Here is a 12,108-nt window from a genome sequence, read left to right as displayed (position 1 = left end):
CACAGCCGACCTGGCAGTTGCCCGCGCTCGCCTCCACCGCGGCCTACCCTGAGCACATGGTGTCGCAAACCGAGTTACTCGAATCCGTCCCCACTCAACTCTGGATCGGCGGGCCGGTGGATGCCACCGGTGGCGCCACCTTCGCGGTCGAGAATCCGGCGACCGGAGAGCCCCTCGCACACGTCGCCGACGCCACGCCCGAGGACGCCGTGCGCGCCCTCGACGCGGCCGTCGCCGCACAGGACAGCTGGGCCACCACCCCGGCCCGCGAACGCGGCGAGATCCTGCGCGCGGTCTACGAGCGGATCGTCGAGCGCACCGAGGACTTCGCCCTGCTGATGACCCTGGAAATGGGTAAGGCGCTGCCGGAGAGTCGCAACGAGGTGCGCTACGGCGCCGAATTCTTCCGCTGGTTCAGCGAGGAAGCGGTCCGGGTACACGGCCGCTACCAGACCGCGCCCACCGGGACCGGCCGCATCGTCGTCCACAAACAGCCGGTCGGGCCGTGCCTGGCCATCACACCCTGGAATTTCCCGCTCGCGATGGGCACCCGCAAGATCGGCCCGGCCCTGGCCGCCGGCTGCACGATGATCGTCAAGCCCGCCTCGGCCACACCACTGACCATGCTGCTGCTGGCGAAACTCTGCAGTGAGGCCGGGCTGCCGGATGGGGTGCTGTCGGTGATCACCTCCAGCCATTCCGGTGCGGTCACCGAGCCGCTGATCAACGATCCGCGGCTGCGCAAACTCACCTTCACCGGCTCGACCGGGGTCGGCAAGAAACTCGTGGAGAAGTCCGCGAACGGCCTGCTGCGCACCTCGATGGAATTGGGCGGCAACGCGCCGTTCGTGGTCTTCGACGACGCCGACATCGACGCCGCGGTGCAGGGCGCGATGCTGGCGAAGCTGCGCAACGGCGGCGAGGCGTGTACCGCCGCCAACCGGTTCCACGTGCACAACTCGGTGCGCGCGGAATTCACCGACAAACTGGTCGCCGCCATGCAGGAGGTGAAACTCGGCCCCGGTGACGACCCGTCGACCACCCTCGGCCCGCTGATCAACCAGGACCAGCTCGACACCGTCAGCGAACTGGTCGAGGACGCCGTGGAACGCGGCGCCGAGGTGCGTATCGGCGGGAAGGCGCCCGGCGGGACCGGGTACTACTACCCGGCGACCGTGCTGTGCGAGGTGCCCGAGCAGGCCCGGATCCTCAGCGAAGAGGTGTTCGGACCGGTCGCGCCGATCGTCGGATTCGATACCGAGGAGCAGGGCCTCGCCGCCGCAAATGACACCGAATTCGGTTTGGTCGCTTACGTTTACACCCGCGATCTGGATCGTGCGCTGCGGATCGCGGAGCGGCTGGAGAGCGGCATGGTCGGCATCAACCGCGGCGTCATCTCCGATCCGGCGGCGCCGTTCGGCGGGGTGAAGGCCTCCGGATTCGGGCGCGAGGGCGGCTTCGAGGGGATCGAGGAGTATCTGTCGACGAAGTACATCGCCCTGCCCTGACCCGGTAGTCCCCGGATACGAAACGACCGCCCCGGGGGATCGGCACCCGGGGCGGCCTGGGGTCGCGGAGTTCGTCGAGACGATCGCCGCGTGGTCTCGGTGGGTTGTAGCTCAGTGGCCGAGGCGGCGGTAACTCAGTGGCCGAGGCGGCCGCGGCCGAGGCGGAGCAGCAGCATGGCCAGCGTGTGACCTTCCTGACCCAGTTCGCTGAAGCGCTCGAGCACCTTCATCTCGCGCGAGTGCACCAGGCGCGGGCCACCGTTGGCCATACGGGTGCGGCCGATGATGCGCGAGACCTCGGTGCGCCGCTTGATGGCCGCGAGAATCTCGGCGTCGAGGCGATCGATCTCCTTGCGGAGCTTCTCGATCTCCGCCTCACTACTCGGCAACGTCGCATCGGAACCGGTCGCGGGCTGATCAATCGGCTCAGTAGAGGTGCTCATACTTTCTTCTCCTCGTGTCAGAACTTCGATCGGCGTGCGGCCCTGCCCCGTTACCGATCTGATTCCTCCACCGTGAAACAGACCTGTTCGGCCTTGAATTGTCCCCCGTCGAGTATGCGCTCACGTGCGAAATCGGCGACCACGAATACCTTCGTACGCCTGAACAGCAGAGGTCGTGAGCGCGCTGGTCATGTGGCCAGTCTGCCACGTGGGGCAAGTGAGGCAAAGTTCTCGTCGGTGAGAATGCGCTGAGATCGCGCCGGACTACAGCATGTCGGTGGCCGCCGGTAGCGTGGATGGACGATGGAGACGACGGTGGCGGGAACAGCGGCGGGGACGGCAACGGTGGGTACGGCGGCAACGCGAGGTGCGGACAGGTCCGCGCAGGCCGATCAGCAGGCGCAGCGCCTGCTCGAGGGCCTGAATCCGCAGCAGCGGGCGGCGGTTGTGCACGCGGGTTCGCCCCTGCTGATCGTGGCCGGCGCCGGCTCCGGGAAAACCGCCGTACTCACCCGGCGCATCGCCTATCTGCTGGCCGAACGCGGCGTCACACCCGGGCAGATCCTGGCCATCACGTTCACCAACAAGGCCGCCGCGGAGATGCGCGAGCGCGTGACGGACCTGGTCGGTCCGCGCGCCGCCGCCATGTGGGTGTCGACCTTCCACTCCTCCTGTGTGCGCATCCTGCGGATGCAGGCGAATCTGCTGCCCGGCGCGTTGAACTCCAACTTCTCCATCTACGACGCCGACGATTCGCGCCGCCTGCTGGCGATGATCATTCGCGACCAGAATCTGGATCCGAAGAAGTATTCGCCGCGACTGCTCGCGACCGCCATCTCCAATCTGAAGAACGAGCTGATCGACCCCGAAACGGCCACGGCGGACGCGGAATCCGACGAGACGGAACTGCCCGGCATCGTCGCCCGGGTCTACACCGAATATCAGCGGCGGCTGCGCGCGGCCAACGCCTTCGACTTCGACGATCTGATCGGCGAGACGGTCGCGCTCCTGCAGAGCCACCCGCAGGTCGCCGAGTACTACCGCCGCCGCTTCCGGCATGTGCTGGTCGACGAGTACCAGGACACCAACCACGCCCAGTACGTGCTGGTGCGCGAACTGGTCGGCCATCATGTGCGACCGGCGGCCGACGAACTCGACGACGCCGACGCCGGGGCCGAGGCGGCCGATCCGGAATTCAGCCCGGCACGCCGCGGCGACGCGGTGCCGCCCAGCGAGCTGTGCGTGGTCGGTGACGCCGACCAGTCCATCTACGCGTTCCGCGGGGCGACCATTCGCAATATCGAGGAATTCGAGCGCGATTTCCCGGACGCGGAAACGATTCTGCTGGAACAGAACTACCGCTCCACGCAGCACATTCTCTCGGCCGCCAACGCGCTCATCTCCCGCAACGAGAATCGGCGCGACAAGAAGTTGTGGACCGATTCCGGTGAGGGCGATCTGATCGTCGGCTACGTCGCCGACAACGAACACGACGAGGCGTCGTTCGTCGCGCGCGAGATCGACCGGCTGGTCGACCAGGGCGACTACAACTACGGCGATGTCGCGGTGTTCTACCGCACCAACAACAACTCGCGGGCGCTGGAAGAGATCTTCATCCGCATGGGCCTGCCCTACAAGGTGGTCGGCGGCGTCCGGTTCTACGAGCGCAAGGAGGTTCGCGATGTGGTCGCCTACCTGCGCGTGCTGGAGAACCCCGACGACGCGGTGAGCCTGCGCCGCATTCTCAACACGCCGCGCCGGGGGATCGGTGACCGCGCCGAGGCGTGTGTGGCGGTGCACGCCGAACAGCGCGACATCGGCTTCGCGGCCGCGCTGCGCGATGCCGCCGACGGCAAAGTGGCGCTGCTGAACACCCGCGCCCAGCGCGCGATCGCCGGCTTCCTCGATCTGCTCGACGAGATCCGCGCCGCCGGCGTCACCGACGACACCGAATTCCCCGATGTGGGCAATGTCGTCGAGGCGGTCCTGGACAAGACCGGTTATCGCGCCGAGTTGGAGGCCTCCGACGATCCGCAGGACGGCGCCCGGCTGGACAATCTCAACGAATTGGTCAGCGTGGCAAGGGAATTCAGTTCCGAAGCGCGCAACAATGTGGAGGCCGCCCGCGAGGAAGGTCTGCTGCCCGAGGCTGCCGACGGCGAGCCGGACCCCGGTTCCCTGGCGGCGTTCCTGGAACGGGTCTCGCTGGTGGCCGATACCGATCAGATCCCGGACGAGGGTTCCGGCGTGGTCACCCTGATGACCCTGCACACCGCGAAGGGACTGGAGTTCCCGGTGGTGTTCGTGACCGGCTGGGAGGACGGCCAGTTCCCGCACATGCGCGCGCTGGGCGATCCGGCCGAACTGGCGGAGGAGCGGCGCCTGGCCTATGTCGGCATCACCCGCGCCCGCAAACGGCTGTACCTGAGCCGCGCGGTGGTGCGCTCCGGTTGGGGCCAGGCGGTGTCGAATCCGGAGTCCCGCTTCCTGCAGGAGATTCCGGGACATCTGATGGATTGGCAGCGGCTGGAACCGGCTCCGCCGTCGGGCGGACGTGGTTTCCGCCGCCGCGGCGAGGACGACGGCCTGGAACGCGATTGGACCCGCGGTGACGGCTGGTCTCAGCAGCGCCCCGGCTTGCGCGACCGCAGCCCCGCCCGGCCCGCCGCCAAGCACAACAACTCCGGCCTGGTGCTCGCCGTGGGCGACCGTGTCAGCGACGACAAGTACGGTCTCGGCCGCGTGGTCGCCGCCGAAGGCTTCGGCGCCCTCGCCACGGTCACCATCGATTTCGGCACCGCCGGCAAGATCCGCCTGATCCCGCAGTACAGCCGCACCCTGGTCAAACTCTGAGCGGACCGCGACCTCAGCCGAGCGCCGGGGCGACAGCCTTGACCATGACTCGCTCCACCCGGGTCTGCGACCGGCGGTCGGTCAGTTCGTCCGGTGTCGCGGGCTCGTCGCGTTCCGGTAGGAGTTCGAAGCCGTTGCGCCGGTACAGCGCGATGGCATGCTCGTTGTCGGTGAAGACGTCGAGCCGCAGAGTGGTGTAGCCGCCCTCGGCAGCCCAACGCTCGAGATCGCGGAGCAGCAGATCACCCACTCCGGAACCTCGCGCGGATCGGTCTACCCACACCGAGATCACCCGGGCCGCACCATGATCGGGCTCCGGCACCCCACTCGCGATTCCCACCGGTTCGCCGTGGCGCAACGCCAGCAGATCGTGCGCCCCGGGAATACTCAGCCGCGCACGCCAGCGGTCTTCCCGGTCTCCGTCGCCCTGCCAGTCCGCCAGCCGAGTCCGGAATGCCTCCGGCGCCCCCGCCAGCGCCGCCAATCTGGCCTGCCGCCACAACTGCCAGTCGTCCGCGCCGACCGTACGAATTTCGATCATGACGCAAGATCGACCGCTCGAACGTTTCTCAGTCGCGCTCGGGGCCGAGGGAGATGCCGCGGGAGGCGAGCCAGGGGAGGGGGTCGATCTTGTCCTGGCCGTTGAGCCACACCTCGAAGTGGCAGTGCGGGCCGGTGGAGAAGCCGCGGTTGCCGACGGTGGCGATCTGGTCACCGGCCAGGACGTGCTGGCCTTCCGAGACGGTGGCGGTGTCGACGTGGCCGTAGACCGTGATGGTGCCGTCGGCGTGCCGCAGGCGAACCCACATACCGAAACCGGAGGCCGGGCCGGCGCTGATCACCTCGCCGTCCTCCACCGCGTAGATCGGGGTACCGATGGGGGCCGCGATATCGACACCCAGGTGCTGCACACCCCAGCGGCTACCGAAGCCGGAGGTGAAGGTGCCGTTGGCGAATTTGGAGAACAGGGGGCGCAGTTTCGCCGATTCCTGGGCCGCGAGTCCGGCCGCGAATTCCTGTCCGTGCTGCAGGATGTCCTGGAACTGCCTGAGATCCGCGACGGGCGCGACATTGAGAACCTGCGGCGACTGCGGATTACCCGCCTGCGTGCTGACCGCCTGGGCCGCGATTTCGTGCACCTGACCGGCGGCGTCGTAGTCGGCGGTCGCGGTGTGGTGCTGACTGCCGGATTCCATTCCGGCCTGTCCGGCGGCGACCACCGCGCCGGCGGCGACCGCCACCACGGCGGCGCGACCCTTGAGCGCGGCGGGCGGGGTCGGCACGCGGTGCGCACCGCTGAAGCGCCGGGGGGCTTCCGCGTCGGTGCCGGCCTCGTCGGCGTCGGCGCTGTCACGCTTCCAGGAGCTGCGCAGCCGGGACGGGGTGAACGGTTCGTTGCCGGCCGGTTCGTCGTATTCGTCGGCGGCGTCGTAGTGGTCGGCGTCGTAGTGGGCGGCGTCGTGGTCGGCGGGGCCCTCGGGGAAGTGCACACCGCGGCCGTCGTCGAAACCGGGGTCGGCGGCGGCCCATTCGTCGGTCCGCGGCCACTGCGGGTCGGCGGTCCAGTCACCGCCGGGCTGCGCCTGGGCTCCCCAGGGTTGCCACCCCCCGGATTCCTCCGAACCGGTTGCCCCCCAGGCATTCTCGGTGGAATTCCCGGTGGTCGCGGTGAGGCCGACGACGGTCGCGCCCGCCGCACCGGGGCCGGCGGACATCCAGCTGTCGGCACGTCCCGGCATACTGCGCACGGACGGGGCCGCGGGCTCCTCGGAACGGGAACCGGTGTAACCGCCGAAGGATTGGTTACCACCGAAGTACGGATGTTGGTCGAGGGATTCTCCGTCGCCGCGGTAACGGCGGGCGGACTGTGGCCGATGCCCAGGTTGTAGGCGACCGTGGCTCATCGGCGGACTCCGAGACCGGGTAACGCGGGGGATCCGGAAGACGCGGGACGCGGTGCGCCGGTGGAACGGCTCGCTACCTGCGGAGCACTGTGCTGCAACAAGCCTGCCGTCCTCCTGATCGGTGCGGTGTACGCGGCCTCATCCGGGTGGGTCTGTCGATGTGTTCTACCAGCTGGGGCCTCACGACCGAGTGACGAGTATTCCCGTCATGCCTGTGATCTGGCTGTGACATCGACCGCATCGACGGTAACGAAACGATTGCAGGTGGGCAAGCGCTCCGCTCGATAAGGGGGTACTTGTGACATTGATCACGTCTGGCGGCCGGAATATCTCACGTTCCACTGGGCACGCGAGTGAGAACAGACAACTACACTACGTAGTAGCCCATGTCGCAATTCGGACCGTCGTCCGCCCTACCTGGCGGCGTGTCGCCAAGCTACTCGCCAGTAGCCTTGGCCAGCGGTTTTGCCCGGGCGGATGCCCGCTCGTGACCTGCGCCACTTAGGCTGTATGCGGCTGATTTCGGCGACATCGAACTGATTAGAGTCCGACTCGACCCGCTTCCGACGACGGGCCGCCAACAAAGTCGTTGTCACAACAACGCAGACGAGACGGTGAGTACATGGATCTCTTCGAATATCAGGCGAAGGAACTCTTCGTGAAGCACGGAGTGCCTTCGTCGGAGGGCCGCGTCACGGACTCGGCCGAGGACGCCCGTGCCATCGCGACCGAAATCGGCAAGCCTGTGATGATCAAGTCGCAGGTCAAGGTCGGTGGCCGCGGTAAGGCCGGTGGCGTGAAGTACGCCGCCACCCCGGACGACGCCTTCACCCACGCGAACAACATCCTGGGCCTGGACATCAAGGGCCACGTCACCAAGAAGATCCTGGTCGCCGAGGCCAAGGACATCGCGGAGGAGTACTACATCTCCTTCCTGCTCGATCGCGCCAACCGCACCTACCTGGCCATGTGCTCGGTCGAGGGCGGTATGGAGATCGAAGAGGTCGCCGCCACCAAGCCCGACCGCCTGGCCAAGGTGCCGGTCGACGCCGTCAAGGGTGTGGACCTGGCCTTCGCGCGCTCGATCGCCGAGCAGGGCCACCTGCCCGCCGACGTGCTGGACGCCGCCGCGGTGACCATTCAGAAGCTGTGGGAGGTCTTCGTCGGCGAAGACGCCACCCTGGTCGAGGTGAACCCGCTGGTTCGCACTCCCGAGGGCGAGATCCTGGCGCTGGACGGCAAGGTCACCCTGGACGAGAACGCCGACTTCCGCCACCCCGACCACGCCGAGTTCGCCGATCGTGACGCCACCGATCCGCTGGAGCTCAAGGCCAAGGAGAACGACCTCAACTACGTCAAGCTCGACGGTGAGGTCGGCATCATCGGCAACGGCGCCGGCCTGGTCATGTCGACCCTGGACGTCGTCGCCTACGCCGGTGAGAAGCACAACGGCGTGAAGCCGGCCAACTTCCTCGACATCGGTGGTGGCGCCTCGGCCGAGGTGATGGCCAACGGTCTCGACGTGATCCTCAACGACGCGCAGGTCAAGAGCGTGTTCGTGAACGTGTTCGGCGGCATCACCGCGTGTGACGCGGTGGCCAACGGCATCGTCAAGGCCCTGGAGATCCTGGGGTCGGAGGCGAACAAGCCGCTGGTCGTCCGCCTCGACGGCAACAAGGTCGAGGAGGGTCGCCAGATCCTCGTCGATGCCAACCACCCGCTGGTCACCCTCGCCCAGACCATGGACGAAGGCGCCGACAAGGCCGCCGAACTGGCTGCGGCCAAGTAAGGACAAGAGAGCATGTCTATCTTCCTGAACAAGGACTCCAAGGTCATCGTCCAGGGCATCACCGGCGGTGAGGGCACCAAGCACACCGCGCTGATGCTGAAGGCGGGCACCCAGGTCGTCGGCGGCGTCAACGCCCGCAAGGCCGGCACCACCGTCTCGCACACCGCCAAGGACGGCTCGGACGTCGAGCTGCCGGTGTTCGGCACCGTCGCCGAGGCCATCAAGGAGACCGGCGCCGACGTGTCGATCGCCTTCGTGCCGCCGAAGTTCGCCAAGGACGCCATCATCGAGGCCATCGACGCGGAGATCCCGCTGCTCGTGGTCATCACCGAGGGCATCCCGGTGCAGGACACCGCCTACGCGTGGGCCTACAACGTGGAGAAGGGCAACAAGACCCGGATCATCGGCCCCAACTGCCCCGGCATCATCACCCCGGGTGAGTCGCTGGTGGGCATCACCCCGGCCAACATCACCGGCAAGGGCCCGATCGGCCTGGTGTCGAAGTCCGGCACCCTGACCTACCAGATGATGTACGAGCTGCGTGACTTCGGCTTCTCGACCTCCATCGGCATCGGCGGCGACCCGGTCATCGGCACCACCCACATCGACGCCATCGAGGCGTTCGAGAAGGACCCGGAGACCAAGCTCATCGTCATGATCGGCGAGATCGGCGGCGACGCCGAGGAGCGGGCGGCGGCCTACATCAAGGCCAACGTCACCAAGCCGGTCGTCGGCTACGTCGCGGGCTTCACCGCGCCGGAGGGCAAGACCATGGGCCACGCCGGCGCCATCGTCTCCGGTTCCTCGGGCACCGCCGCCGCGAAGAAGGAGGCCCTCGAGGCCGCGGGCGTGAAGGTCGGCAAGACCCCGTCCGAGACCGCCGCGCTGGCGCGCGAGATCCTGGAGAAGGCTTCGATCACCGCTTGATGGTTCGCTGCAGTGCGGCAGCGGGACACAGCGCGAAGGCCGCCTTGTCGTAACGGCAAGGCGGCCTTCGTTTTTCACTCGGCAGGTGAACGACGGTGCCGCTGGGCGGTCAGCAGCTCGCTGCCGTGGGCAGTCGCAGCTCGCTGCGGTGGGCAGGGTCAGCGGCGTTGTCGCGGGCAGGGGACAACCCGTCGTTCAGGGTGCCGGGAACAGGTGGCACAGGCCCAGCGCCCGCACCACGGTGCAGAACATTTCCGAAACGTCCATCCGATACCTCCGATCGTCTTCGGTGACAACACGATCGATACGGGTATGCGGTTCATAGTGAGTTCTCGAGCTTGCCGCCAGTGGCGTCGTGGCCGTGACCGGTGCGCTCGAGTGCAGTAGCGTCAAGGGCATTCAGCCTGAAAGCCGATGAAGGACTCGATAGGAGACGACCACATGTCCTACCCGACCGGGGGATCCGGGTACAACGCGCCCAATCAGACGCCCTCGCCCACACCCTCGTCCGCGCCCAGCTTCGGCCAGCAGCCGACAGGTAGTACCGGCGGCGGTTCGGGGCTTTCGGCGTTGAGCGCCAAGGGGCTGACGTTCTACCTGACCGTTGGAATCGCCGCGCTGGGCGTGATCAACTTCTTCCTGGGCTTCCTCGATTTCTCGACCTTCGACGAGGGCGCGATGAACAGCTCCAAGGAGCCCGACAAGGGCATGAGCCTGTTCCAGGAAGGCGGCACGGCGCCGCTGTTGCTCCTGCTGTTCGCGGGTCTGGTGGCCGGTATCGCCCTGCTGCCCAAGCAGGAGGCCAAGAACGCGGTGGTCGCGGCGGCTTCGGCGGCCGGCTTCCTCGGTGTGCTGTTCCAGGCGTTCGTGACGCCGACGCTGTACAAGACCGCGGGGACCGCCTGGGTCCTGGTCTTCCTGGCGCTGGTGCAGCTCGCCGCGGCCGTGGTCGCGCTGCTGTTCGAGAGCGGCATCCTCTCCGCGCCCGAGGCGAAGCCCGCGGCGGCCGCCGCCCCGGGTGCCGGCGGTGCGAGCGCCTACGGTCAGCAGTCCTCCTACGGCCAGAGCCAGCCGGGTCAGCAGCAGTCCTACGGTCAGGCCCAGGCCGGTCAGCAGGCCGCCTACGGCCAGTACGGCCAGCAGTACGGCCAGGCGCAGGGTCAGGCCCAGCAGCAGGGCCAGGCCGCCTACGGTCAGTACGGTCAGCAGTACGGCCAGGGCCAGTACGGTCAGCAGCCCTCCGCGTACGGTCAGCAGCCCTACGGCCAGCAGGGTCAGGCGCAGCAGGGTTACGGCGCGCAGGGTGCGCAGTCGCCCTACGGTCAGCGCCCGCAGACCGGTGCCGACGAGGCCGCGACCCAGCACTTCGGCGCCGCCGGTCAGCAGCCCGGCCAGTCCGGTCAGCAGTACGGATCGCTGAACTTCGGTCAGCAGGGCCAGCAGGGGCAGCCCGCTCAGCCCGGCCAGCCCGGTGCGCAGCCGTTCGGTGGCGAGCAGACCGGTAACCCGGCCGCCGATGCCACCAAGGCCTTCCGTCCCGAGGACGACCAGAAGTAGATCCGCTCGACGCGACGATCGGCGAGTCAGGCGCTTTTCACGGCGCGCCTGACTCGCCGATCCGTTTCCGGCTGAGACCCTGTCATGTCGGTGGTCGTGTCGTGCTTCGACGAGTCAACCGGACGAGTCAACCAGGATCCCGCGAGGTAGTTCTATGAAGTCCGCACTGGTCCGATGGGCCGACCTTCGCGAACAGCGGGCCGGCACGAGACCGGCGCGGGCTCGCCCGAACGCCGATGCGCCCCGGCAGCGGAGCGGTCACGGCGGCACGGGCGCCGACGGACCCGAGGATCCGGTATTCCTCTCCCTGAGTCCCGAGCGGGCCAAGGTGCTGCTCGTCATCGCGGCTCGGGCTTCGAGTTTCACCGTGGTCGCCATCGTGGCGCTCGTGCTGATCACGCTGATGGCCGCGGGCAGCGGTATGACGGGCGCGTCCGGCGCGATCGCGGCCGGCTGGCTGGCCGTGCATCAGGTGCCGGTCGTGGTCGGCAAGACCTCGCTCGGGCTGCTGCCGCTGCTGCCGACCGCGGGCGTGTTGTGGCTGACCATGCGCGACTGTGCGCATGCCGTCTCGCCGCGCTCCTCGCGGGCCGATCTGGGCTGGATCGTCGGCGCCGCGCTCGCGGGCCCGCTGCTGGTCACCGCCGTGTGCCTGGCGGTGGCCGAGGATGCCGCGACGGCGGTGCCGCTGCAGTCGCCCGATACGCTCACCGCCTTCTGCTGTGTGGGGGGTCTGCATCTGCTTGCGGCGGTCACCGGGATCGCCGCCCGGCCCAATGCGCTGCGCGACCGGATCGCCTCCTCGCTGCCGGACTGGGTTTTCGCCGGGGCGCGGGCGGCGGCGCGGGCGTTGTGGCGCCTGCTGCTCGGCGGGGCGATCCTCACGCTGGTGTCGTTCGTGCTGCACTGGTCGGTGATCGGCGATACCTACGCGACCGCGGGCAATTTCGCGGGTCTCGTCGGTCTGACCGTGCTGTCGCTGGCCTATCTGCCGAATGTCGTGATCGCGGCGACCAGCTTCCTGATCGGCGCGGACGTGCATATCGGCGGCGGGGCGCTGAGCGCCTTCTCGGTCGCCGGCGCGCCGGTGCCCGCGCTGCCCGTGCTCGCGGCGGTGCCGACCGGAC

General features: G+C 68.2%; 9 protein-coding genes. 6 read left to right on the top strand and 3 right to left on the bottom strand.

Going from position 1 to position 12,108, the window contains the following annotated elements; all coding sequences use genetic code 11:
- The first annotated feature begins 56 nt into the window (after positions 1–56).
- Positions 57–1,508 (top strand): NAD-dependent succinate-semialdehyde dehydrogenase, encoded by a 1,452-nt coding sequence (locus ON23_RS23585; protein ID WP_039780853.1) that lies wholly within the window; start codon positions 57–59, stop codon positions 1,506–1,508.
- Positions 1,509–1,642: 134 nt separating this feature from the next.
- Here the strand turns inward: ON23_RS23585 and ON23_RS23580 are convergent, their stop codons facing one another.
- A complete protein-coding gene (locus tag ON23_RS23580) occupies positions 1,643–1,951 on the bottom strand; it encodes a chorismate mutase (RefSeq protein ID WP_036505489.1) in 309 nt (102 codons plus the stop codon).
- 303 nt (positions 1,952–2,254) lie between these two features.
- Here ON23_RS23580 and pcrA point away from each other — a divergent pair, with 303 nt between their 5' ends.
- A complete protein-coding gene (pcrA, locus tag ON23_RS23575) occupies positions 2,255–4,804 on the top strand; it encodes a DNA helicase PcrA (RefSeq protein WP_039780851.1) in 2,550 nt (849 codons plus the stop codon).
- Between the two features lie 13 nt (positions 4,805–4,817).
- On the opposite strand, the gene ON23_RS23570 is transcribed toward pcrA, so the two are convergent.
- On the bottom strand, positions 4,818–5,345 hold the full coding sequence (locus ON23_RS23570; RefSeq protein WP_039780849.1) for a GNAT family N-acetyltransferase: 528 nt from the start codon (positions 5,343–5,345) through the stop codon (positions 4,818–4,820).
- 28 nt (positions 5,346–5,373) lie between these two features.
- Entirely contained in the window at positions 5,374–6,177 is an 804-nt protein-coding gene (locus tag ON23_RS39400; protein WP_244970045.1) for a M23 family metallopeptidase, read from the bottom strand.
- A 1,153-nt stretch (positions 6,178–7,330) separates the two neighbouring features.
- On the opposite strand from ON23_RS39400, the gene sucC reads away from it, so the two are divergent.
- From sucC to ON23_RS23545, 4 genes are all read left to right on the top strand, one after another.
- Positions 7,331–8,497, top strand: a complete 1,167-nt coding sequence (gene sucC, locus ON23_RS23560) for an ADP-forming succinate--CoA ligase subunit beta (protein WP_039780847.1) — start codon at positions 7,331–7,333, stop codon at positions 8,495–8,497.
- A 12-nt stretch (positions 8,498–8,509) separates the two neighbouring features.
- Positions 8,510–9,424, top strand: a complete 915-nt coding sequence (gene sucD, locus ON23_RS23555) for a succinate--CoA ligase subunit alpha (protein ID WP_039780846.1) — start codon at positions 8,510–8,512, stop codon at positions 9,422–9,424.
- Between the two features lie 441 nt (positions 9,425–9,865).
- A complete protein-coding gene (locus tag ON23_RS23550; RefSeq protein ID WP_039780845.1) occupies positions 9,866–10,981 on the top strand; it encodes a DUF5336 domain-containing protein in 1,116 nt (371 codons plus the stop codon).
- 154 nt (positions 10,982–11,135) lie between these two features.
- A partial coding sequence (locus ON23_RS23545) for a cell division protein PerM (RefSeq protein WP_245556079.1) occupies positions 11,136–12,108 on the top strand: 973 nt, incomplete at its 3' end.

Origin of the sequence: Nocardia cerradoensis NBRC 101014 (assembly GCF_000308535.1) — a bacterium.
GTDB lineage: Bacteria > Actinomycetota > Actinomycetes > Mycobacteriales > Mycobacteriaceae > Nocardia > Nocardia cerradoensis.
This window is presented reverse-complemented; position numbering and strand designations above follow the sequence as displayed.

Coding starts and splice junctions, on each gene's coding strand:
- ON23_RS23585 (WP_039780853.1), top strand. CDS start 57: ATGGTGTCGCAAACCGAGTTACTCGAATCCGTCCCCACTCAACTCTGG.
- ON23_RS23580 (WP_036505489.1), bottom strand. CDS start 1,951: ATGAGCACCTCTACTGAGCCGATTGATCAGCCCGCGACCGGTTCCGAT.
- pcrA (WP_039780851.1), top strand. CDS start 2,255: ATGGAGACGACGGTGGCGGGAACAGCGGCGGGGACGGCAACGGTGGGT.
- ON23_RS23570 (WP_039780849.1), bottom strand. CDS start 5,345: ATGATCGAAATTCGTACGGTCGGCGCGGACGACTGGCAGTTGTGGCGG.
- sucC (WP_039780847.1), top strand. CDS start 7,331: ATGGATCTCTTCGAATATCAGGCGAAGGAACTCTTCGTGAAGCACGGA.
- sucD (WP_039780846.1), top strand. CDS start 8,510: ATGTCTATCTTCCTGAACAAGGACTCCAAGGTCATCGTCCAGGGCATC.
- ON23_RS23550 (WP_039780845.1), top strand. CDS start 9,866: ATGTCCTACCCGACCGGGGGATCCGGGTACAACGCGCCCAATCAGACG.